At 38.2% G+C, this 23,097-nt stretch carries 24 protein-coding genes; 9 read left to right on the top strand and 15 right to left on the bottom strand.

Features of this window, described 5'->3' with window-relative positions; all coding sequences use genetic code 11:
* Nucleotide 1 precedes the first annotated feature (1 nt).
* Nucleotides 2-1,627, top strand: coding sequence for an OmpA family protein (locus tag HWE15_RS07480; RefSeq protein WP_290506896.1), 1,626 nt, complete (start codon nucleotides 2-4; stop codon nucleotides 1,625-1,627).
* A gap of 26 nt (nucleotides 1,628-1,653) precedes the next feature.
* Here HWE15_RS07480 and HWE15_RS07485 read toward each other — a convergent pair whose 3' ends face one another.
* Nucleotides 1,654-3,114, bottom strand: a complete 1,461-nt coding sequence (locus tag HWE15_RS07485) for a Gfo/Idh/MocA family oxidoreductase (RefSeq protein WP_290506897.1) — start codon at nucleotides 3,112-3,114, stop codon at nucleotides 1,654-1,656.
* A 219-nt stretch (nucleotides 3,115-3,333) separates the two neighbouring features.
* Here HWE15_RS07485 and HWE15_RS07490 point away from each other — a divergent pair, with 219 nt between their 5' ends.
* The 3 genes from HWE15_RS07490 (at nucleotide 3,334) to HWE15_RS07500 (ending at nucleotide 7,528) form a co-directional block, all read left to right on the top strand.
* On the top strand, nucleotides 3,334-4,941 hold the full coding sequence (locus HWE15_RS07490; RefSeq protein ID WP_290506898.1) for a beta-N-acetylhexosaminidase: 1,608 nt from the start codon (nucleotides 3,334-3,336) through the stop codon (nucleotides 4,939-4,941).
* Nucleotides 4,942-5,081: 140 nt separating this feature from the next.
* Nucleotides 5,082-6,434, top strand: a complete 1,353-nt coding sequence (locus tag HWE15_RS07495) for a sodium:alanine symporter family protein (RefSeq protein WP_290506899.1) — start codon at nucleotides 5,082-5,084, stop codon at nucleotides 6,432-6,434.
* A complete protein-coding gene (locus HWE15_RS07500) occupies nucleotides 6,431-7,528 on the top strand; it encodes a glycerate kinase (protein ID WP_290506900.1) in 1,098 nt (365 codons plus the stop codon). Before HWE15_RS07495 ends, HWE15_RS07500 begins: the two co-directional genes overlap by 4 nt.
* On the opposite strand, the gene HWE15_RS07505 is transcribed toward HWE15_RS07500, so the two are convergent.
* The 6 genes from HWE15_RS07505 to HWE15_RS07530 form a co-directional block, all read right to left on the bottom strand.
* The gene (locus HWE15_RS07505; protein WP_290506901.1) at nucleotides 7,525-7,965 is read right to left on the bottom strand and encodes a DUF6526 family protein; all 441 of its coding nucleotides are present in this window, start codon (nucleotides 7,963-7,965) and stop codon (nucleotides 7,525-7,527) included. The two genes, HWE15_RS07500 and HWE15_RS07505, sit on opposite strands and share 4 nt — an antisense overlap.
* A gap of 35 nt (nucleotides 7,966-8,000) precedes the next feature.
* Entirely contained in the window at nucleotides 8,001-8,147 is a 147-nt protein-coding gene (locus HWE15_RS07510) for a hypothetical protein (protein ID WP_202615334.1), read from the bottom strand.
* 84 nt (nucleotides 8,148-8,231) lie between these two features.
* On the bottom strand, nucleotides 8,232-8,414 hold the full coding sequence (locus tag HWE15_RS07515) for a hypothetical protein (protein WP_290506902.1): 183 nt from the start codon (nucleotides 8,412-8,414) through the stop codon (nucleotides 8,232-8,234).
* Nucleotides 8,415-8,468: 54 nt separating this feature from the next.
* Nucleotides 8,469-8,948: a hypothetical protein gene (locus HWE15_RS07520; RefSeq protein WP_290506903.1), complete on the bottom strand. Its 480-nt coding sequence runs from the start codon at nucleotides 8,946-8,948 to the stop codon at nucleotides 8,469-8,471.
* Nucleotides 8,949-9,018: 70 nt separating this feature from the next.
* Complete coding sequence (locus HWE15_RS07525) at nucleotides 9,019-9,375, bottom strand: response regulator (protein WP_290506904.1); 357 nt, start codon at nucleotides 9,373-9,375, stop codon at nucleotides 9,019-9,021.
* Nucleotides 9,376-9,665: 290 nt separating this feature from the next.
* Nucleotides 9,666-10,253 (bottom strand): DUF4136 domain-containing protein, encoded by a 588-nt coding sequence (locus HWE15_RS07530; RefSeq protein WP_290506905.1) that lies wholly within the window; start codon nucleotides 10,251-10,253, stop codon nucleotides 9,666-9,668.
* Nucleotides 10,254-10,379: 126 nt separating this feature from the next.
* On the opposite strand from HWE15_RS07530, the gene HWE15_RS07535 reads away from it, so the two are divergent.
* The gene (locus tag HWE15_RS07535; RefSeq protein ID WP_290506906.1) at nucleotides 10,380-10,862 is read left to right on the top strand and encodes a dCMP deaminase family protein; all 483 of its coding nucleotides are present in this window, start codon (nucleotides 10,380-10,382) and stop codon (nucleotides 10,860-10,862) included.
* Here the strand turns inward: HWE15_RS07535 and murB are convergent.
* Nucleotides 10,859-11,872, bottom strand: coding sequence for a UDP-N-acetylmuramate dehydrogenase (gene murB / locus HWE15_RS07540; protein WP_290506907.1), 1,014 nt, complete (start codon nucleotides 11,870-11,872; stop codon nucleotides 10,859-10,861). The genes HWE15_RS07535 and murB overlap by 4 nt on opposite strands.
* 69 nt (nucleotides 11,873-11,941) lie before the next feature.
* Between murB and HWE15_RS07545 the strand changes: the two genes are divergently transcribed.
* A complete protein-coding gene (locus HWE15_RS07545) occupies nucleotides 11,942-12,889 on the top strand; it encodes a succinylglutamate desuccinylase/aspartoacylase family protein (protein ID WP_290506908.1) in 948 nt (315 codons plus the stop codon).
* A gap of 51 nt (nucleotides 12,890-12,940) precedes the next feature.
* On the opposite strand, the gene HWE15_RS07550 is transcribed toward HWE15_RS07545, so the two are convergent.
* Nucleotides 12,941-14,671 carry a phospho-sugar mutase gene (locus HWE15_RS07550; RefSeq protein WP_290506909.1) on the bottom strand — a complete coding sequence of 577 codons (1,731 nt, stop codon included), beginning with the start codon at nucleotides 14,669-14,671 and terminating at the stop codon, nucleotides 12,941-12,943.
* Between the two features lie 365 nt (nucleotides 14,672-15,036).
* Between HWE15_RS07550 and HWE15_RS07555 the strand changes: the two genes are divergently transcribed.
* A complete protein-coding gene (locus tag HWE15_RS07555) occupies nucleotides 15,037-15,582 on the top strand; it encodes a hypothetical protein (protein ID WP_290506910.1) in 546 nt (181 codons plus the stop codon).
* 7 nt (nucleotides 15,583-15,589) lie between these two features.
* Here the strand turns inward: HWE15_RS07555 and HWE15_RS07560 are convergent, their stop codons facing one another.
* The 5 genes from HWE15_RS07560 to HWE15_RS07580 all read right to left on the bottom strand — a co-directional run bounded on the left by HWE15_RS07560 (nucleotide 15,590) and on the right by HWE15_RS07580 (nucleotide 19,766).
* Nucleotides 15,590-16,171 carry a hypothetical protein gene (locus HWE15_RS07560; protein ID WP_290506911.1) on the bottom strand — a complete coding sequence of 194 codons (582 nt, stop codon included), beginning with the start codon at nucleotides 16,169-16,171 and terminating at the stop codon, nucleotides 15,590-15,592.
* A gap of 88 nt (nucleotides 16,172-16,259) precedes the next feature.
* Nucleotides 16,260-17,354: a 4-hydroxyphenylpyruvate dioxygenase gene (gene hppD / locus HWE15_RS07565; RefSeq protein ID WP_290506912.1), complete on the bottom strand. Its 1,095-nt coding sequence runs from the start codon at nucleotides 17,352-17,354 to the stop codon at nucleotides 16,260-16,262.
* A gap of 76 nt (nucleotides 17,355-17,430) precedes the next feature.
* A complete protein-coding gene (locus HWE15_RS07570) occupies nucleotides 17,431-18,432 on the bottom strand; it encodes a 1-acyl-sn-glycerol-3-phosphate acyltransferase (RefSeq protein WP_290506913.1) in 1,002 nt (333 codons plus the stop codon).
* Nucleotides 18,429-19,331 carry a bile acid:sodium symporter family protein gene (locus HWE15_RS07575; RefSeq protein ID WP_290506914.1) on the bottom strand — a complete coding sequence of 301 codons (903 nt, stop codon included), beginning with the start codon at nucleotides 19,329-19,331 and terminating at the stop codon, nucleotides 18,429-18,431. The genes HWE15_RS07570 and HWE15_RS07575 overlap by 4 nt, the downstream gene beginning before the upstream one ends.
* A gap of 114 nt (nucleotides 19,332-19,445) precedes the next feature.
* Nucleotides 19,446-19,766, bottom strand: a complete 321-nt coding sequence (locus tag HWE15_RS07580) for a YbjQ family protein (protein ID WP_290506915.1) — start codon at nucleotides 19,764-19,766, stop codon at nucleotides 19,446-19,448.
* A gap of 149 nt (nucleotides 19,767-19,915) precedes the next feature.
* Here HWE15_RS07580 and HWE15_RS07585 point away from each other — a divergent pair, with 149 nt between their 5' ends.
* Complete coding sequence (locus tag HWE15_RS07585) at nucleotides 19,916-20,422, top strand: hypothetical protein (RefSeq protein ID WP_290506916.1); 507 nt, start codon at nucleotides 19,916-19,918, stop codon at nucleotides 20,420-20,422.
* Nucleotides 20,423-20,441: 19 nt separating this feature from the next.
* Here the strand turns inward: HWE15_RS07585 and HWE15_RS07590 are convergent, their stop codons facing one another.
* The gene (locus HWE15_RS07590; RefSeq protein ID WP_290506917.1) at nucleotides 20,442-22,025 is read right to left on the bottom strand and encodes a hypothetical protein; all 1,584 of its coding nucleotides are present in this window, start codon (nucleotides 22,023-22,025) and stop codon (nucleotides 20,442-20,444) included.
* 130 nt (nucleotides 22,026-22,155) lie between these two features.
* On the opposite strand from HWE15_RS07590, the gene HWE15_RS07595 reads away from it, so the two are divergent.
* Nucleotides 22,156-23,067: a YafY family protein gene (locus HWE15_RS07595; RefSeq protein WP_290506918.1), complete on the top strand. Its 912-nt coding sequence runs from the start codon at nucleotides 22,156-22,158 to the stop codon at nucleotides 23,065-23,067.
* Nucleotides 23,068-23,097 lie beyond the last annotated feature (30 nt).

Raw genomic sequence — 23,097 nt, forward strand, 5'->3', positions numbered from 1 at the left:
AATGAGAAAAATTAAATCGTATATACTTCAGGCAGGCAGAATTTCTCTGCTTGCTTTTTTTATTTCAGTAGGCGTAAAAGCACAGGAAATTCAAAACCTATCCGGTGCGAATAGTGCTCAAGATGACCAAAATCCCGTTTGGATTGGGGATGGAGTTCTTTTGTTCACAAGAGCCAACCATTTTCAAAATGTAGGCGGAATTACTGATCCTGGAGACATTTGGATGACCAAAAAAGATTCAGATGGGAATTGGTCAGATGCGATTCACCGACCCGACCTAAGTACAGATGGTTATGATGTGGCTTTAGGCTTGGAGGATTTACTAACCTTATTGGTGTATCATCGAGGTCAAGATAAAACAGGTGTTTTTCAGTATTCCAAGTTTGGAAGTGAATGGAATTTTTTGCGTCAAGTTTCTATTGAAGGAATTTTTGAGTTGGAAGGAAATGTAACTGGAAGAGTTACAAAAGGAGGGAAGTATATTTTTCTTTCTGGTAAAAATTCGGATAGCAGAGGAAATGAGGATATCTATGTGAGTGAAAAAATTGGTCCTATTCAGTGGTCTCAACTCTCCAATTTGGGAAATGTCATCAATACTCCAGGACAAGAGATTAGTCCATTTTTTGACCCAGAAACTGATTTGTTGTATTTCTCTTCTAATATGCAAATTGGCGCAGAAGGGAAGGATATTTTTGTTGCAAAGCGAATGTCAGATTCATTTGATCAATGGAGTGCACCAAAAAAATGGATTCAATTAAATAGTCCCGGCTCTGAAAGTTCAGTAACCTTTGTTTCGGATCAGGAAATTGTATGGACTACTACTCAGAATAGTGATGGGTTTGCTGACCTTGTGACTTTTAAAAGTCCCGTCCCATTAGAAATTCCAACTGATTTCAATAGCCCCACTATCGTAGCAGTAGTTCAATCTGAGCAAAGTAACGCCTCAGCAAAGGTGTCTGAATTGAAACCAATTTTCCCTTCCAGTTCCGTTGGAATTCCTGAAGTTAAATGGGAAGAAAAAGAAGTGGAAATTAAAGAGGAGCCCCTTCGCTGGTTGGTCATTGATCAAAAAAATAAAACTAGGGTTGAAGAATTTGAGGTATTTCTAGGAGATTCCAATTTAGGGGAACCATTAGACTCAAAAAATTTAAGACTTTCTGAGCTTCAAGGATCAACCAATTTCCTTCGATTTGAAGCCCCTCAATTTTTTCCAGTGACTATTTCTCTAAGTACTGTAAGAACCAATGAGCCAAACGTTGTTTTAATGACTCGGGCTGAAGCTGGAAATAGTTTGCTATTAGATCAGGTTAATTTTAAACGTGGTACGGCTGAATTAGAAGATGATTCTACCAAGGCTTTTTTGGATCAACTAGCAGGATTTTTAAATGATAATCCAGAAGTAATTATCCGAGTCAGCGGACATACGGATAACGCAGGAGATCCAGGTCTTAACAAAGCCTTATCTCTCGATCGTGCGGGAGCAGTTCGGGATTATTTGGTTGAAAAAGGAGTAGCATTTGAGCGTCTTCGTATCGCTGGTTGGGGTGGGACACGACCGATTGCATCCAATGCTACGGAGACTGGAAGAAGTAAAAATAGAAGAGTAGAAATCACTGTTGAAAATTAAAAAAGCCCGTATTCGGGCTTTTTTTCCTACAGGCTATAACCTTCTCGATAGGTCCTTTTTACAAATTGATTGGCTGGTTCGAAATTCGTAATCTTCATGTTTGGACCATCCCAAACAAGTTTTATTCCTCGACCAGGATAATCAAATTGGTTTTGATTTCCGCCCTCTCTTGGAACTCGGTAATCATAACTTCTGATTGCTAAATTACCCATGAGGACAGATTCTGTCAAAGGACCTGCTACACTAAATGGAGAGCTTAGACGCTTATATTCTTCGGAACCATATCCGGCAATACAAGCTTCCACCCAGTTATTGTAATGGCCTCTATCCCCTCCTGGTACTCGGTATTCTGTCTCCGGAACTTGAATGTATTGGTTTTTAGAGGTAGGCAATAGTTTTGGGTTTATACCATAAGTGGAACACATCATTTTGCCAGCGGTTCCTTCGATAATAACGCCATTTCCACCATCTCCCATTACTTCATTAGGTTCCAATTCTTCTGGTCTTGTAGGCTGAATTCCTCCATCCATCCAATGGAATTCCAATTCTTTGCCACCTGGCATATCAAATCGTAGCGTGATGTGAGAAGATGGGGGACAACTATCCGGAAAATATCCTCTTTGAAATTCTCCGACATACACAGAGCCAACAGAACACTCAGCCGACTTGGGATAACCAAGGCCTAAAACCCGGAATGGTGGCTCCATGATATGACAGGCCATATCACCCAATGCACCGGTTCCGTAATCCCACCATCCTCTCCAGTTGAATGGAACTAGGTTGCCCACGTAATCTCGATAAGGGGCAGTTCCCAACCAAAGGTCCCAATCTAAATCTGAAGGAGGAGTTTGTGGCTCTGAAGGCCATGGAATTCCTTGGGGCCAAACAGGCCGGTTTGTCCAAGAATATACTTTTGTTGCTTCACCAATAAGGCCTGCATTATACCATTCAACCATCTTTCGAACGCCGTCCCCCGAAGAGCCTTGGTTCCCCATTTGTGAGACGATTTTATACTTTTCAGCAGCTTCGGTTAGCATGCGGGCCTCATAAATATCATGGGAAAGTGGTTTTTGAACATAAACATGCTTACCCATTTTCATGGCCATCATCGCCTGCACAGCATGCATATGATCTGGTGTCGAAACGGTAACAGCATCTATATTATCGGCCTCCTTTTCTAACATTATTCGGAAGTCCTTATAATAGGCAGCCTTTGGATGCTCTTCTCGACTCCGTTTTGCTCGGGTGTCATCTACATCACAAAGTGCAACGAAATCAGCTTTTCCGCTTCTATAAACTCCACTTACATCATTGTAACCCATACCCCCAACTCCAATGCCTGCAACTCGCAGTTTATCACTTGGAGCAATATACCCTTGGCCTCCAAGGACATGCCTGGGGACTATATAAAATCCAGTTAAGGCCAAAGCAGACCCTTTGATAAAATTTCTTCTTGAATTTTCTGGTTTGTTTGGGTTTTGTTTCATATCTGACTTCTTCGATTTAAAGTATTCTAAACTATTCAAAATCAATAAATAAATCTTTTGATTTTGGGATTAAATACCAAATGATTAGGATGAATGGATATTCATTTTTAAGATTTTAGTAGATATCCTTTTACATCTGTAATTAGGTAAGAAATTCAGCAAAGAGCTAAGCATTTACAAAAAAATTAAAGTAAGTTTAGGGTCATTTCCATTATAATTATGAAAAAGCACAATTTAATCATCACCCTCCTGTTTATCTCTATATTCTATGCTTGTCAGTCCTCTGGTCCCTCATTTGAGGAACGGGGATTAATTCCTGTCCCAAGCCAAATAAATTCATCCCGAGGCGCATTTGAGTTGACAGGTTCTGCTGCAATCCAATTGGTAGGAGATGCTTCTAGTCTTTCTTCTGTTGCCACTTATTTGGCCGATCAAATTCGCCCTTCCACAGGTTTTGATCTCCAACAAAGTGAATCAGGCAACATTATCCTTGAACTTACAGGCAATGATTTATCAGATGAATCATACCGACTTGAAATTCAACAAGATCAGGTGAAAATTCAGGGGAATTCACCTGCCGGTGTTTTTTATGGTGTTCAGACATTTTTACAATCTTTTCCGCCCGAGTTATTCTCAAGTGAAAAGCAAGCTGTCAAATGGTTAGCTCCAACAGGTACGATCGAAGATGCTCCTGAATATGAATACAGAGGAGCGATGCTTGATGTTGCGAGACACTTCATTGGAATGGAAGATGTGAAACACTTTATCGACCAAATGGCCCACCTAAAGTTGAATTATTTTCATCTTCATTTGACCGATGATCAAGGATGGAGAATTGAAATCAAATCCTGGCCTAAGCTCACGGAGATTGGTGGAAGCACAGAAGTTGGGGGAGGTGAAAGTGGATTCTTTACCCAAGAGGATTATCAAGAGATTATTAGATATGCAGCAGAACGCTTTATTACGATTGTTCCAGAAATCGACATGCCCGGTCATACCAATGCAGCTTTGGCTTCTTATGGCGAATTAAATCCTGGTATTAATTTACCAGATGGTGATTTGAGTACGGTTAATAAGCCAGTTCATGGTTCTGAAATAGACTTTTCTTCTAATTTGATTATTCGAGAACCAGCTGAATTGTACACGGGTACAGAAGTTGGGTTTAGCACATTTGACACGGATTTGGACTTAACCTATCAGTTTATCGATGATGTGGTGCGTGAACTTTCAGCAATTACTCCGGGCGACTACATTCATATTGGTGGGGATGAATCCCATGTAACCCGAAAAGACGATTATGTGGTCTTTGTTGAGAAGGTTCAGGAAATTGTTCAAAAGTATGGAAAGACTAGTATTGGTTGGGATGAGATTGCTACAGCCAAGTTGCTATCAGGAAATATTGCTCAATTCTGGGCGGATGAAGAAAATGCTGGCTTAGCTGTGGAGCAAGGAAATAGAATTTTAATGTCTCCGGCGAAAAAAGCTTATTTGGACATGCAGTATGATTCTACCAGTAGAATTGGTCTCCATTGGGCTGCCTATATAGAATTGGATTCCGCTTATCTGTGGGATCCAGCACAATATGCTTCAGGAATTTCCAAGGAAGATATTTTCGGTATTGAGGCTCCTCTTTGGACTGAGACTGTAGAAAACCGTGCTGATATTGAATATCTGGTTTTCCCAAGGTTAGCGGCGATAGCAGAAGTTGCCTGGGCTCCAGCTAATACAAGAGATTGGACAGATTTTCAAGCTCGAATCAAGGAGCTTGGAAAAGATTGGGAAGCTCAGGGAATAGAATTCTACCGATCGCCAAAAGTTAATTGGTAATCAAATTTTTCAAATAAAACCCGGAAATGAGTTCCGGGTTTTTTATTTCTAAATACCCTTTAAAAAATTGGTTTTTGGATATTTTGGGGCTATTATGGAAGCTTATTTTGAATTTATAATTAAAGAAGATTAGGAAGTTTATGGGAGAAATTATCATATCGTTTGCGAATTGGATTTGGGGCATGCCGATGCTGATTTTATTGATGGGAGGAGGGATGATATTGTTGATTCATTCGGGATTCGTTCCATTTCGAAAAATAGGTCATGCCATTGGTCTTCTTCGCGGAAAATACGATGATGATTTAGCTCCTGGACAAATCACTTCTTTTCAAGCTTTATCGGCCGCAATTGCTGCTACCGTTGGTTTAGGAAATATTAGTGGTGTTGCAATTGCGATAAATATGGGAGGCCCGGGTGCGATTTTTTGGATGTGGATGTCCGCCTTCGTGGGAATGGCTACTAAATATTACAGTTGTAGCTTGGCAATTATGTTTCGTGGAACGGATTCAGCAGGTGTAGTGCAAGGTGGTCCTATGTATGTAATTGAAGAGGGGATGGGGAAAAAGTATAAGTTCTTATCAATTATATTTTCTGTTGCTGGGGTACTGGGACTTTTAGCCATTTTTCAAGCCAATCAATTGTCGGCAGTATTTCGGGCTGTCATGTTGGAACCTGTCGGGATAGAATCCACTGAAACTGTTCGATGGATTATTGGAATTACCATGATGGTATTAGTGGCTTTTGTCATTTTAGGGGGGATTAAACGAATTGCAGCTGTAGCTTCCAAATTGGTTCCTTTTATGGTGGTCTTATATTTCATTACAGTTCTAATTATTGTTGGAAAGAATTTTACAGTAGTACCTGAAATGCTTTGGCTAATAATTTCTGATGCTTTTACAGGAAAAGCAGCGGCAGGTGGAATTGTAGGTGCAGTCATTATCACAGGTGCAAGACGGGCAGCTTTTTCAAATGAAGCAGGAATTGGTACAGCTCCTATGGTTCATGGTGCTTCTAAAAACCGAGAACCTATCCGGGAAGGTTTGATTGCGATGCTTGGACCGTTTATTGACACTATTGTGGTTTGTACACTTACTGCCTTGGTGATTATGGTAACAGGTGTATGGCAATCAACCGAAGCCGATGGAGTTCGATTGACTCTAAATGCTTTTGAGTCGGCCTTGCCTGGAATTGGTAAATACCTCTTAATGACAGCTGTTTTGATTTTTGCTTTGTCTACTATGTTTACCTACTCCTATTATGGACATAAATGTTTCAATTACTTATTTGGAGCAAAAAGAGCTGATTATTACAATTATTTCTACTTGATCACCATTGTAGCAGGTGCTGTTGCTTCTTTAGAGGTGGTTGTAAGTCTGGTTGATGGGATGTATGCGGTCATGGCGATTCCAACCATGATTTCTACCATCTATTTGGCCCCAAGAGTTAAGGCGGCCTACAAAGACTATTTTCATAGAATGGAAATGAAAAAATGAAAATTCTCCTTGCTCCAAATGCGTTTAAAGGGACTCTTTCTGCATTCGAAGCAACGCAGATTCTTTCAGATTTTTTTAGAGATCGATATCCAGAGGCAATTCTTCAATCGATTCCTATCGGGGATGGAGGGGACGGTACCTGTCAGCTGTTAACTGATCATTTGGGGCTTCAACAAGTTGGATGTTGGTCTTTAGATGCGCTGGGAAGGCCTATATATGCTTATTATGGACTAGATAAGGATTCTTCTACCATTTATTTAGATGTATCCTCTGCCAGTGGGATAGCAGTATTGAAAAAGGAAGAACTAAACCCACATGTTGCCTCTACCTATGGGACTGGACTTCTGATAAATGATGCCTTGAAATTTGGAATCAATCGAGTTATTCTTGGATTAGGAGGGAGCGCCAGCATTGATTTAGGTTTAGGGATTCTTCAAGGATTAGGATTTGTGTTTTTGGATCGGATGGGAAAAGAAATCATTCCTTTTTCAGACCGTTTGCTGAGTTCTATTGCTCATATTCAGCGTAGCCCAAAAATCCCTTCTTTGACTTTTGATTTTTTATGTGATGTAGATAATCGATTTTTTGGAGAGGATGGCGCCATCCCGGTTTTTGGTCCTCAAAAAGGCCTAGATATTCAAAATGTGAATGAATTTGAAAGGAATGCTAAAAATGCTGTCGATTTAATTTATTCGAAAAGCAAAAGGACATTTCTGGATAATCCCGGTTTTGGAGCGGCAGGAGGGATTGCTTTAGGAATCAGCTCGTTTTTTCCGGCTCAAATAAATTATGGCGCAAGATTTTTCTTCGAACAGGTAGATATGGAAGAATCTGTAGCAGAAGCTGATCTCATTATTACTGGTGAGGGGAGGTTTGATGGACAATCGCTTTCTGGAAAAGGATGTTTTGAATTGCTCAAACTAGCCCAAAAATATTCCAAATCAGTATTTATTATAACTTCTGGAAAAGAGGCTGAAAAATTTGATTTCCAGAAAGTTATAAGGTTGCCTGACCTGGATTTTTCTCAACCTGATTTCAAAAAAATTGCTAAAAAGAAATTTATTGAAACAATAGAAAAAGAGATTGAAATTTAAACTCTTCGATAATCTCCTCTCCAGTTTTTGATCTTCATTTTAATTTCCTTGCTGGATAAATTATTAGAAATACTTTCTTCTACTAAGGGAATTAGCTCCTCGTCAGATGCAAACCTTAGAGCAATAATTTGTCCACCAGAAAGCTTGGATTCCACTTCCGAAAAAGACCTTCCTCTGAGCTCAGCATATCGAGCCCGCATCTCGGCAAAGATGATCCGATTTTGATTTTTAAGTGCGTAAATACGCGCTAATAGTGGAAGGCAAACAATAATGAAGGCTAAAATCAGAGACTTTATACTTTCTGAAGTGGCTGAACCCGAAGAAAAATCCAAATCTACGATAGTCCAAATGAAGTAGACTAAGGTAAGCGGGGTCAAAATAAAATGGTGAAAGGGAAAGTACCTTGTATGATTCTTGAAGTTCTGTGTTTGTTCCATGGCAAAAAAAAAGGAGGCGAGCCTCCTTTATATTTTTAATGATTCTTTTTTCCTTTTGAGAATGTTTTTCTCGCATCCATTGCTGATAGACCTGCGCCAAGTCCAATCAAAATAACCACAATCAATAAGAATAGTTGTGCACCAGAAGCAATAGGGGAACTGAAGATATCAAGCAAGATCATGAGTTTGAATTATTAAATTTTCAATGCCCGAAGATAAAACCAAAGGTTGATATTCACAACATTCGGGTTTAGGCTTTGATTTTTTTAAAAGTCGTCCTCAAAATCGTCTTCTAGATCCTCATCGTCGTCTTCGTCGAAGTCTAGAATATTGTCATCAATAAATTCGGAGTCTTCTTCTAGATCATACTCATCTTCAAATTCAGTGTCGAAATCGTTCTCGGTATCGAAGTCGTCCATTTCGTCAAAGTCATCTTCGAAATCTTCCATAGCTAATTTGGTTTAGGTTGATATGGTGCGAATTAAATTAAAAATTCAATTCACTCAATACACTGAAATTATATTTTTTTTCTCCTCTTCAATATTTAGTGCTGGCTGTTGTTTTTCCCATCTCTCTCTGAGCACCTTAGCCCAGGTTTCAAGGTAAAAAATCACGTCTTCTTTTTTATTCTGCGATAATCCATTTCTTCTTTCCTGCGGCATGTTTGATAATACTTCTGGAGAGGAAAGACGTTCTAAATGTCCCAAATCATCAAGAGTCAAACCATAAGAAAGCATGCGCTCTATTATCAAATCAATTGGATATCCACTACTTGGACAAAATTCTAAAATCTGATCATTCCAATCGCCAGATCGTTCCATAGCAAAACGATGAATTTCAGCTTTAGTAAATGGGGTTAATTCTTGGGCTAAATTCCCACAATTACATGCTCCCATGTGGCCCCATTGATATGCAGCCCCTTCTTTTAATCGCTTGGCTGTTCTTTCGATTGCGACAATAAGTTCAGGATGTATTGGTTTCATGGTCAAGTTTTTTCTTTAAAACGAAAATTTAACCAAGTTGTTAATGCAAAAAAAATGACCCTTCTCTGGGTCAACTGAAAATGCTTTGAATGTATTTTTTTATCAGTGGTTTAGAAAGATAATCCTTTACTACCTGATAATGGCTGGCCTTATTTATATCACGTTCATCGACCGAACTGCTGAGGATATAAATTTCGGCTTCATTTTTCTCCGTGTCAAAATTGTCTAAAAAATCCCATCCCGTCATTTCAGGCATGTTAAGATCTAAAAAGAGGTAGTTTGGCTTGATATCATAAATTTCATTTAATGCTTTTTTGGCACTTTGATACTTGAAAAACTTACAAGGCTCCTTCACATTTTTGGAGATAAGTTTTTCAGTCACAAAAGTGCTGATTGGGTCATCATCTATGAGAACAATGGTTAGCATTAAATGCAAATATTTGCGATTGAAATACAATTAAGCTTATACAAAAGTACTACTCTTTTGTATCCTTACAAATAATTTGCCAAATAAGTTTTTGATTCTCCTTTAAAACTGGAAGTAAACCCATATTTTTCAATGAAATGGGAAGGATTTAGACAAAAAGACCGAATAATAGTTCTTTTGAAACTACATGTTGTCTTTTTATAAATCCAAAGACTTTCTAATTTAAGAGGAAATTCAGGAGTGGTAGGGGAAGGGTTTGGAAATTAGATTTTCGTAAAATCTTCAGTTACTTACCTTTTTTCAACTACTTCTTCTCGGCTCTCTTGTAGAAATCGTTCAATAACCTTATTGGTGGTTTTTAGGACTTTTTTTTCCTTGCTCTGAGGACTATTTACTTCTGTGACTCCTGTTAGTGTCATTAAAAATTTATCCTCTTTTGCATCAATAAAATCTACAATGACCTGGACCAGTTCATAGTTATCAGTTCGTGGTCGATTATCATAAAAGGAATAGGGATTATACATCCAAGGATCCCAAACTCGACTACCCCAAAATGGGTAAGGATTGTTAAAACTATTAATCTCCCGTTGCCTTGGATCTTCGTTTGAAGTATATCGAATGACTAAATCAGGATTTATCCGGTCATAAACCAACCCCTCGGCTTCTAGTGCCTGCAGTAATAAGTCTTGAACTTTTGCATCTAAAAATTGAGCTGAAAATCCGCTCATGTTTACCTCTTTATTTACTAAAACAAAGGAGTTGTAGGAGTGCCTAATTGGAATCTCTGAATTTTCTTTAAAGACCTCAATACTACTACAAGCTGTGGAGCCTGAAATTAGGAGAACTAATAGGAGTAGCCGTGAAATTTTAGAATTCATATCTGAAAATATCTTGTTTATAATTTCCCTGCAAGTCAGACTTAATCATAAACATTTTTTTGAAGCTTTTAGTGTTCTTTTTCTTTGGGTACAAAGCAAATACTATTTTTGAACAAAATTCGCGACATGATTCGACCTGATTTTGACGATATTTTTATGGAGTTGGCTCTTAATTTGGCCAAAAGGTCTCACTGCATCAAAAAACATGTAGGGGCTGTTCTGACAAAAGACACACGCATAATTTCTATAGGTTACAATGGACCTCCTGCAGGAACGCATAATTGTGATGTAGAATTCCCGGATAAAGGTTGCGCAAGAGACAGTAAAGGGAGTTGTTCTCTAGCTTTACATGCAGAGCAAAATGCCATCTTGTATGCAGTCAAAAATAATACTTCTGTAGAAGGTTCTACCCTTTATGTCACCCTTGCACCTTGTTTGGCCTGCGCGAGGATCATCTTCTCCATGGGTATTTCAAAGGTTGTGTATTTGTTTTCTTATGCAGAATACAAAGGAATCGGCAGTGATGAAGGAGTAGATTTTTTAAGAAAATTTGGAGTTAATGTGGAACGGTATGCGAAGGAGTTGGATGTTCAAGATCCTTTGATTTAAAGGAAGTTCACCTCGGGACTTAGTTTTATTCCAAACCTTTCTTCAACTGAGGATTGAATTTCTGAAGCTAGCTTGGCGATTTCGGCCCCATCTCCATCTCCAAAATTCACCAAAACAAGTGCTTGTTTGTCGTGAACTCCGACTTTCCCTCTTTTGAAGCCCTTCCATCCCGCTCGCTCGATTAGCCATCCTGCAGGAACTTTTATTCCATTGGGTTGAGGATATCCAGGTACTTCAGGAAACCGTTCTTTTAGTTTCTCGAATTCTTCAAAAGAAATGGTAGGGTTCTTAAAAAATGATCCTGCATTTCCAATCATTGAAGGATCAGGAAGCTTGGATTGACGAATCTTTATGACAGCTTCGGATATTGTTTGAATGCTGGTCTCTGAGACATTCATCTCTGAAAGAGTCTCTTGAATAGCTCCATATTCAGTATGAAAGGTGGGTTTTTTCGAAAGTTTAAAAACTACAGAACAGATTACAAATTGATCTTTAAGCTTGTGTTTGAATACACTTTCACGATAGCCAAACTCACATTTATCTTTAGTGAAGATTTCTAGTTCTAGAGTATTCCTGTTTATTGCTTTTAAACTGTGAAATACGTCCTGAATTTCTACACCATAGGCTCCTATATTTTGCATAGGAGATGCCCCAACAGTTCCCGGAATCAATGAAAGGTTTTCTAATCCAGCCCAATTCTTATGGATAGCAAATTGAACCCATTCATGCCACACCTCACCGGCACCAACTTCTACAAAAACCTCTTCCTCATTTTCTTCTAATATTTGGATTCCAGTTAATTTGATTTTTATGACTAGGCAATCCAAATCCTGTGTAAGAAGGATATTACTGCCACCTCCTAAAATGATGATGGAAAGGTTCTTTTGCTTTCCAAAGGTTAATGCTTCTTGAAGTTCTTTAATCGTAGTGACTGCAGTAAAAAATCTTGCTTTCTTATCAATCCCAAAAGTATTGAAAGGTTTTAGAGAAATGTTTTCTTGTATATTCATGGACAATTTTGCTGCATTGCAAAGGAAAGAAGTTTTGAATGAAATTGAAATTTTAGGCTTAGTCAAACTATGAGGGAAATTAATATCAATGGAACTAAAATCAGGCCTGGCCAAAAAGTGAACATTGAAATTCCTATTGCAAAGCTACCAAGTCATACCCTTATAGATCTTCCTATTTTTATTCGTTCTTCCAAAGTGGATGGGCCGGTTGTTTTAATCAGTGGCGGAGTTCATGGTGATGAAATCAATGGGATTGTTACCGCTCGTCGAATCTTAGAGGAAATTGATGCTGGTTTGAAGCTGCTGAAGGGGACAGTAATCATTATTCCATTGGTGAATATTTATGGTTTTTTGTCGAATAGTCGCACTTTTCCAGATGGCCGTGATTTAAATCGAAGCTTTCCAGGTAGTAAAAAAGGCTCACTTGCTGGTCGGATTGCACATATTTTAAGCGAGGAAATAATTCCCCTGATTGATTATGGAATTGATTTTCATACCGGAGGTAGAATGCTGAGTAACCAACCACAAGTTCGGGTGGATTTCAAGGATAAAACCTCAAAAGAATTAGCGGAAGTATTTGGAACTTATTATGTCGTTAACTCCAAAGTAATTGATAAATCTTTTCGAAAAGCTGCCAAATCTGCAGGAAAATATATCTTGGTTTTTGAAGGAGGGGAGTCGATGCGAATTGATGAAACTTCCATTGAAGAAGGAGTTTTGGGGACGAAAAGAATTCTTCACCATTTTGGAATGATTGACATTGCGCCTGAGCGGAGAGATAGCATCATTTTAAAGGAATCAAGTTGGATTCGTGCTAGGTCTTCGGGGATTTTCAATGCTTCAGTAAAGCTGGGTGATCATGTAAAAAAGGGACAGGTTTTGGCTCGAATTTCAGATCCTTACGGTGCAGTAAAAATACCTGTAAAATCTCCCTCAAATGGCTATGTCATTGGAATCAATAATCTTCCCGTCATTAATGCAGGAGAAGCTTTGATTCATTTGGGAAAAGAAGAATAGGGCGATATTTAAAAAAGAAAAAGAGCAGCTTCTAGGCTGCTCTTTCTTTTTTTAAGAAAAGTAACGCTTCAAGTCTTCCAGTCTTTTACTTAACTCACCTTCCACCTTGCGGTAGTCTTTCAAATTATCAAGTGGAGCATGGACTGAGAAGTAGTATTTGATTTTTGGTTCTGTTCCTGAAGGTCTGGCAGAAATTTTACTTCCATCGGCTAAATAAAACTGCATGACATTCGATGAATCCAAATCAAGAACTTCTTTCTTACCACTGGCAACATCAAGAATTTTGCCTTCTTTCACGTCAACAATTTTTTCCACAGGAATTCCATTCATCGACTTTGGTGGATTTTGCCTAAAATCCATCATCAAGGCTTGAATTTGCTCTGCCCCATCTTTCCCTTTTTTGGTAATTGAGATAAGTGATTCCTTGTAGAAACCAAACTGCTGATAAACTTCAGCTAAAACATCAAAGACAGATTTTCCTTGGGTTTTATAATAGGCAACAACTTCTGCAACCATGGCACAAGCGCTGACCCCGTCTTTGTCCCGTACAAAATCTCCTACCAAGTAGCCGTAAGATTCTTCTCCACCACCAATGAATTTCTCTTTTCCTTCTAAATCCCGAATGATGGCAGCGATATTTTTAAAGCCGGTCAATACGTTAAAACATTTTACCCCAAATCCTTCTGCAATACAATTAATCAGTTCTGTGGTAACAATGGTATTGACCATAAACTGCTTTCCATTGAGTTTCCCTGCTTCCTTCCATTTGGTCAATAAATAATATGAAAGGAGGGTGCCGGTTTGGTTTCCATTGAGAAGTTCAAATTCTCCAAATTCATTGGGTACAACTGCAGCATATCGATCGCCATCCGGATCACAGGCCAAAATCAAATCAGCATTGACTTTCTTGCCTAGGTCGATGGACATGGAAAGTGCCTCAGCTTCTTCTGGATTAGGATATATGACAGTAGGGAAATTGCCGTCAGGTTCTGCTTGTTCTTTGACAACGTGAATATTCTCGAAACCAAAGGTCTTGAGTGCGGCAGGAACCATTTTTCCTGAAGCACCATGAATTGGAGAAAAGACAATAGAAATGTCTTTTTGATCCTGAATTGCAGAAGGTTCCAGACTTAGACTTTTTACTTGGTCAAGGTAGATTTGATCAAAATCGTCCTCAATGTATTCAATCAAGTCATCGTTTTTATCCCAATTCACAAGGTCAAAGGAGGTGATTTTCTTTACCTCGTCGATAATGTTTTTATCATGTGGAGCCACTACTTGCGCGCCATCTTCCCAATATGCTTTGTACCCGTTGTACTCTTTTGGGTTATGAGAGGCCGTGATCATCACACCGCTTTTGCAGCCAAAATGTCGAACGGCAAATGAAAGCATTGGAGTGGGGCGCATTTCCCGGAAATAATAGACTTTTATTCCGTTTGCGGTTAACACATCTGCAGTGGTTTTCGCGAAAAGTGTATTGTTGATCCGGCTATCATGTGTAATGGCTACAGCTATTTCTTCTTTTGGAAAACATTGAAGGAGATAGTTTGCCAATCCTTGAGTAGCCATACCAACCGTATAAACGTTCATTCGGTTGGTACCAACTCCCATCAAACCTCTTAATCCCCCAGTTCCAAATTCCAGATCCTGGTAAAAGGAATCAATTAGTTCTGTCGGGTTTTCATCAATAAGCTTTTGGATGGCTTTTTTGGTATTATCATCCACATTTCCTTCGAGCCATGATTGAGCTCGGACCATGATTTTTGGATCTATTGCAGTCATTTGATTAAAAATTATTTCAAAATCTAAGTTATATAAAAAGTAAAAAAATGCTAGCCTCAAATCAGCAATGAGGTGGGGAAATAATCGAAAGGTTAAAGACTCAGCATAGAGGTTTAATACTTACAATAAATTAAGTATTTTCGTAACAAATTCACCCTTATTTAATGTTTGTCTTTCTCTCTCGAATCCTAAGTTTTTTATTTCTTCTAGTTATTCCTTTCGGGTTGGTTCCGAATGAATTGAAAATTACGAATTCTGAGGAGGTTGTTGGTGCTGTAGTCATTCGAGAATCTACCATTGATATTCAGGTTCGTGCAAACGAGCATCTTTTTGTTTTTTCGAAATCGGCAGGAATTCTGGAAAAGGTGAAAATCGGTATGGAGGTTATTTATTTTTCCCAAGAAAAACTTTCTAATGAGGGTTCTGCTGCATGGAAACGATTAAAAAATGGGGATGTACAGATTTTAACCTCCAATCAAAGTAAGCATCAAGTTTGGACTATACATGACAATGGAAGGCTTAAAATGGAATCTTTGCTTCATGAAAATAAAGATGAGGCTTCTTTGTCTTTTGAATTTTTAAATTCTCAAGTAAACCAACTTAGTTGGTTAGGTGGAAAAAATATAGAAAAATCAATTAAGTACCCTCTCAATGAAAGTTTTAGCCCAATTGAAACGAATAATATTCAATTTGTGATGGTGGAATTTACAAACGTTACCTTGAAGGTAACACCTGAATTCAAACCAGTTGGTTTCCGTTTTTTGGGTGGAACGGATGGGGCGCTAACATTCGAGAGAAATACTATAAAAACATCAACTTCTCAATCTGAGTCCCCTGATGGAATATCAGGCAAAGACCAGGGGGATGGGGTTGATGAAAAAGCGCTTGTACTTTGGTTTGATTTTAAATAATAGGAGCCTAGAGCTCGATTTTTCCTTTAAGGATTTTAAGCGAATCAATCCCTAGCGTTCTATTGATTTTTACCAAATCCGATTTTTGTAAAGTGGTGCTTTTCAATTGATTTTTTTTAAAAATCACCAAATTCCCACTCCAGCTTTCAGGAGATGAAGGAACAAATACGAGTACATTTTTTTCATCTAGATGTTCTACCAATAAACCAAACATCCAGCCATCAATAGGAGCTAAAACAACAGGGAAGTTGTCACTATTTTCAAGTCCTAATTTTGTTTCATAAGTGGTTTTGATCAATTGATACCCCGGGAAAAGTGTGAGAATATTGTTTTCAATCCAAGAAATAGTCCGCCTTCCAAGGCCAATTTTGGCGATGACACCTGCTAAAAAGAACAGAAATAAAATTAGGATTATGGTTAATAAATAGGGGGCTTTCAAGATGTGAAAGTTTATGTTTAAAAAATCTCCGATTTGAATGCTTATGGGCTTTATGATTGAAACTAATTTTTCGAACAGAATAATCACTAATGCCAGTGGAAGTAGAAAAAATAAGCCTCCTTTTATTGAATTGGTGATGAAATTTTTCATATGTCAAGGTGATTCTTTGTGAATGTTGCTTTGTATAATTCATAAAAAAAAGCTGGCCTTTCGACCAGCTTTGGAAATTAAATCAATATTAAAGATTTCCCCGTAAAGCCTGCTCTCGTTCTATGGCTTCAAAAAGGGCCTTGAAATTTCCTTTTCCGAAGGATGTTGCTCCTTTTCGCTGAATAATTTCAATGAATAAAGTTGGGCGGTCCTGAAGTGGTTTGGTGAAGATTTGAAGTAAATAGCCTTCATCATCTCGATCCACAAGGATATTTAAATCTTTCAAAGGTTGAATGTCTTCATCAATTTCACCAACTCGCTCAAACAAATCATCATAATACGTAGAAGGAACTTCCAAGAATTCCACTCCTCGACGTCGAAGTTCTCCTACTGTATGAATGATATCATCCGTAGCAATCGCCATGTGTTGTACGCCGGCTCCATTGTAAAAATCCAAATACTCTTCGATTTGAGATTTTTTCTTTCCTTCTGCAGGCTCATTAATAGGGAATTTGATGTAGCCATTTCCATTTGAAACCACCTTTGACATCAATGCAGAGTATTCTGTGGAAATATCTTGGTCATCGAATGTTATCAAGAGCTTGAATCCCATCACATTTTCATAGAATTCCACCCATTTGTTCATTTCACCCAATTCTACATTTCCTACGCAATGGTCAATATATTTCAGACCGATTGAAGTAGACTGATAGGTGCTTGCACGTGTAATAAATCCTGGTAGGAATACGCCTTGATAATTTTTGCGTTCTACAAATGTATGGATTGTATCTCCATAGGTTTTGATGGAAGCTACTTTCACCTCTCCATGCTCATCAGAAATGACCTTTGGTTCACCTGCAGATTCAGCTCCACGTGAGGTGGTTTCTTTCCAAGATTTTTCTGCATCATCAACCCAAAGCGCCAATACTTTTACACCGTCACCATGTTTTTGGATATGGTCTGCGATTGGATGGTTAGATTGAAGAGGAGAGGTAAGCACCAAACGGATTTTTCCTTGTTTCAAGACATAGGAAGCACGGTCTCGAATACCTGTTTCTGGCCCCGAATAGGCTATAAGTTCAAAACCAAATGCATATTGATAGAACAAAGCGGACTGCTTGGCATTGCCCACATAGAGTTCGATGTAGTCTGTGCCGTTTATTGGCAGAAAATCTTCACTCATGATAAGTATATTTTGGGTTACTATTCGTTTGTTCAAAGTTAAGGAATATGTCCAAATAATATTTGGCTTGGCAGTCTTATTCTTGAGGCGTTTTATTCCAAAAAAGACTGATTATCCCCATGATCAAAAAAGTTAAAGCCCAAGTGCCCCAATTCCCTCCAAATACTGCAGTCCAAAGTAAAAAGTACCAAAGCGGCCCAAGGAAAAAACCAATTAAAAACTTGAATGTAGAATAGAAAACATGGTCTTCAATTTTTGGTTTGATGACTAGCCAAATCCAGTATAAGGGAAGATGAAATAGCTTCATTAATTTATTTGGAAGACTGGAAGGAGTATTAACCGTGTAGAGAACTTGGTGATTAAGAAGGTATGCGTCTACCGCTTCTTTTGAAGTTAAGTCAACTTCAGCATCAAGTAGTTTTTGCAATGTTTCTGGGTAGTTTTCATTGGGGATTTCAACAACCAAGCCCTTCAAATCTTTTTCCACTTTTTTGGTGAGTTTTCCAGATTGTGCTGGGGGCATATCCACTGGAATTGGTTTCCCAAAAGTTATTCTAACCAATGAACCCGAATGTTTATGAGCACTAAATTCAAGGGCTGTTGGAAGAATAACTGGCTCTAGTTCAGGATATTTTTCCTTCAAGCCAAAAGCCATTCGGGTAAAGCCTTTACTTAATGGCCGTACATTTCGGACATGACTATGACTTCCTTCAGCAAAAATGACAACCGTTCCATTTTTTTTTAAGACATCAAAAGTGGCCTCAAAAGTCTTTTGATTTTGAGTAATGGTTGAGAATCCATCGCGTACCCGATAAACAGGTAGCATTCGGATAAAGTGTAGGATTTTTGCAATGATCGGATTTTTAAAAACGGAAGCCCTTGTAAGAAACCAAGGGTTAAGTCTCGTATGCGTGGCAATCAGTAAGGGATCGATTAAAGCATTTTGATGATTAGCCACCAAAATGATAGGAACTCCTTTTGGGATATTCTCTTTTCCAGAGACATAAATTCTTCGATAGAAAAGGTGAAGAGCAATTTTTACTAAGATCCGTAAAATTCCATTAAATAAGTTTTTCATCGGTAATTTCTCCAAAAGGCGGCGATCGCCATTCCAGAAATCAAATGCCAAATACCCCAAAGGGCAGTAATAATGGCCATTCCTCCTAAACCTTCAAAATACGTGAAAATTAGAACCAAGCCCAAGCCTGAATTTTGAATACCAGTTTCAATACTCAGTGTTTTTGTATCAGGCAAAGGTAATTTAGCCAGCTTTGCGGTTAGGAAACCTGTTGCCAAAGCAACTGAATTATGGGCCAATACCCATCCAAAAATAAGGGTGATGTATTGTAGAAAGAGATCAAAATTCCCAGCAAAGGCCACCACAACGAATCCCGCAAAGATCAAAATACTCAATGGTTGAAGTACCTTTTTTGCTTGATCAGCAAAATTTGAAAAAAAGGTTCTGGTAAGAATTCCCAAAAAAAGTGGAATTCCAAGGATCAAAATAATGGTCAAGAGGACATCCGAAATATCCAGGCTTATCGTACGTAGGAGTTGTTTACTCGCAGGATACTGACTTGCCCAAAAAGTAAAATTTAAGGGGGTAAGTAAGATAGATCCAATGGAAGAAAAACCTGTCAAACTTACGGATAAAGCAGTATTTCCCCTAGCTAAATTTGAGAGGAAGTTCGAAACGTTTCCTCCCGGACAGGCTGCCACTAAAAACATTCCCAAGGCTACAGAAGGGGGAGGATTCATTATCAAAATCAGGATCCAGGTAAAAAAAGGAAGCAATAAAAATTGGGCGAGAACTCCAAGAAGAAATGGTTTTGGATTTTTGAAAAGATAGGAGAAGTCTTTTAATCGTAAATCAAGTGCCACCCCATACATAATAAGCACCAAAGCCAAATTAAGTAAGAGTAAATCATCCGGTGAAAAATTTAATCGGACTTGGTCCAGTTCATGGGGAGATGTCATCGGTCCAAAATTCAAGGGATTTTGGAAATTTCCAAAATAAAATCAAAAGTGTTTCGAAAATGCAAAGCCTTAATAAAAAAAAGACCCTCTGAGTGAGAGTCTTGGATGTTTATTTTAAAGTTTTTCGACTTTTACGGCAGTGCCGCTTGCGGTAACCATCAGCATGCCATCTCGAATAGTTTCGTAATCTAAATCAATTCCTACAATTGCATTTGCTCCAAAACTTCTAGCCTGCATTTCCATTTCGGTCATCGCAGTTGCTTTTGCTTCGCGAAGTACTCGCTCATATGCAGCAGATCGCCCGCCAACAATATCTGTAATGCTTGCAAAGAAATCCTTAAAAACATTTGCACCGATGATTGTTTCTCCTGAAACTACCCCTAAATAGTCGTTGATTTTGTATCCTTCTAAAGAGTTTGTTGTGGTAATTAACATGGTGTTTAAGTTAAGATTAGTGATAGGTGATAAGACGCCACTCCACTATAATTTGTTTCCAAAAGTGAAAATTTTAAGTCCGATTTGAAAAAACAAAGGGAATTAGTCTCATAAGCTGTTGAAATTAATAAAATGAATTATCTTGAATTATGGATTTGGGAAATATTGTTTACATCATAGCCATTCTGGCATATTTTATCTATCAGGTAACGCGTAGTAAAAGTAAAATGGAAGGTCCAGAGGTTCCTTCCGAGAATGATGCTCCTAGGCCTGAGCGGGGAGTAAGTTTTGAAGATCTATTGCGAGAAATTCGTGATGCTCAACAGGGCAAAAGGACTTCTGCTCCTGTAGAAAAACCCAAGCCCAAGCCACAATTTGAACCTATCAGAGCACAAAAAGTCGAGCGTACTGTTTATAAGCCCCTCGAGGAAAATGATGATGAGATCAAATATTACCAAGGAGCCTTTGAAAATGTAGATCCTAGAAAGGCGAAAACTTCTGAAGGAATTCCAGAAATCCCAAAAACAGAAATAGAACGATTTGAGCAATATTCTGCTAAATCCAAGAAAAACCCTTATGCACAGTTGCTAAAGGATAAAAGCTCCATAAAACAAGCCATCGTTTTAAAAGAGATTTTGGATAGAAAGCACTTTTAAAAACTGGGATTTATCTCAATTATTTCTTTTCAAACTTTCGAATCCAAATTTGACCCAGATCCATCTCCTCGACTTTCCTATAATTTTCTTTTAACCAAGTTTCAATTTTTTCTACATCTTCTTCTTCTTTCGGATAAGCATGGTGATAGTATCGATAAATAAATACTTTCAGATGTTTCGGATTGGTTTGTTTAAGAACCTCTATCTCTTCGATAGGAGTTAAGCGGTTTTGAGCTTCTTTTTGATCTGCTAACACTATTTCCCGGCTAAATACCAAAAAGTTGTTTGTTAGAATAGGAGTTTGATTGGAAGTATTTTTAGCCTCCTCGTTCAGCTTTTGGACCAATAAGGGATATTCTTTCAGCTGTTTTTGGTATTGAATTACATAAATGGCTGGAACTATTAGTAAAATCACCAAAAGCGCCTGTTTCCAAAAAGATGCCTTGATCCAAATTACGAGCACGAATCCAAAATGAAAAAAAGACATTTTTAAATCCCCTTGGTAAATACTGACGATAGCTCCAAAAATTAACAAAAAAGTTAAAAGGCGCTTCCAAAACAAGGAGGCCACCCATAGCTTCCAACTACTTCCTATTAAGAAGGAGAGGAGAGGAATTAAAATAATTAAATGTCTGGGGTTCAAATAAATAGGGTTGTATACTTCAAGTGTAGAAGTCATAAACCAAAAACCTAATAAAAGACATAAAAAGGCAAGGGAAAACTCCTGTAGTCCTCTTCTAGAGTCTTGGAGTCCAGCAACTATTCCCGGTAAGGCAAAAACAATCCAAGGCCAGTAAGCCCGTTCTATAAATGTTAAAATGGGGAGGTAAGTAATCCGCTGAACTATACGTGCCCAACCCTTGTCGGCATAAGTGAACTCCGAAATATAATGACCTGCATTAATGGATTGGATGCGGTAAAGTGGATCTCCAAATTTTAACCAAAAATACCCTAGGTAAGCCGATAGTAGGATTATCCCTGTGAGAATTAAGGAAAAGTAAAAATTTTGATTTAGGTCTTTTCTTTTTAGATCCATGAAAAATAGGATCAATGGAAATAATGCTAATAAAACCATGGTTTCTTTTGTGACCATTCCTATAAAGAATGCCAGGCTCATCAAAATCCCACTGCTAATTCCTTGTTTTTTACGCCTAACACTTGCCCAAGCCACTAGGGAAACACATAATACCAATAAGGTGTCGGGATATACTTTTGTGATGAAATGAAGGAAATAGACCGGAGTTATAAACCAAAGTGAAAAAATCCAAGATTCCTTTCTATCCGTAATTAGCGAAATAATTAATAGATAAGATGATAGGATATATAGAAGTGAACTTAAAGAGGCTAATTGCGGATTCATTCCGAACAAATTGATGAGTAATCCAGCAGGAATATATGCTCCCCAGCGACTTGAAAAATGATAGTCATTAACTTCCATTTCTCCATTCCAAAAATCCCTTCCAGCCAATAAGTAATAAACGTCATCGCTAAAGGTGATTCCATCAAATCCAAACAACCAATAGAGGAATAAAAAAAGAAGGCTAGCAAGCGCTATTCTATTTTTTGAAATAATTGTCGAAGGAGGTAATGATAAATCCGCCATTGAAAACAAAAATAAAGGATTTAATTCCTGGAGGGATTTTGGATCACTTTTTTATTTTGACAGTTTATGACAAAAACCTTTAGATTTTGGGTCAAAAATTTACCTTTGGTTTCCTTTAACCTTTTCAAAAATGGCACAATCCGGAAAAATCGAACAACAGAAAATCCTTCGTGTTTTTAAATTAATAAATCTTTTACGTGGAAATGTGGGAAAGACTGTTCATCGTTTAGCTGAACTTTTAGAAACGGATGCTAGAACGATTTATCGTTATTTCAAATTGTTGGAAGCTTTAGGTTTTCGAGTTGAAAAGGAATTTAGTAAATACAAACTTGCGGAATATCCGGGCTCTTTAGATACACTCAACTATGCTACTTTTTCACCTGAAGAAAGCCAATGGCTAAAGGAGATTATTGAATCGAAAGGGAAGAAAAACTTACTCAAGGACTCGGTTTTGCAAAAACTTAAGTTGCGGTCAGAACTTCGGGAGGGTACGGATGAGTTGTTTAAAGCCAATATGGGGCGCTTTATAGATGAAATTGGAAAAGCGATTGAAGATCAAAAGCAGGTTTGGCTCAAAGAATATTACTCCTTGCATAGTGACTCTGTAAGTGACCGTCTTATAGAGCCGGTAGCATTTTCTAAGAATTATGAATTGATTCATGGATTCGAGCCAGAGAGTAATTCCATGAAGGTCTTTAAAATCGAGCGGATAGGAGAGGTTGTCATTTCCAAAGAAGATTGGAAGTTTTCCAAAAAACACCAGGTACCGGAAGAGTCATTTTTCGGCTATACAGGTAAGAAACGTTTTCATGTACGGCTGAAACTTAGCAAAAAGGCCTATCAATTGATGCTTGAAGAACATCCCAATGCACGTCCCTTTATGAAAGTAGAAAATAGAAATCACTATTACTTTGAAGGGGATATTCCTCAGCTTCCCGGCCTGGGAAGGTTTATTCTTGGGCTTCCTGGTGAAATTCGGGTTGAACAGGGGGAAGAAATGAAGGAATATTTAGCAGCGCAATTAGCTAAGGCAGCCTATTAATTAAAAAAAAACCGGTGATCATTCACCGGC

This window comes from Algoriphagus sp. (assembly GCF_013373065.1).
Lineage (GTDB): Bacteria > Bacteroidota > Bacteroidia > Cytophagales > Cyclobacteriaceae > Algoriphagus.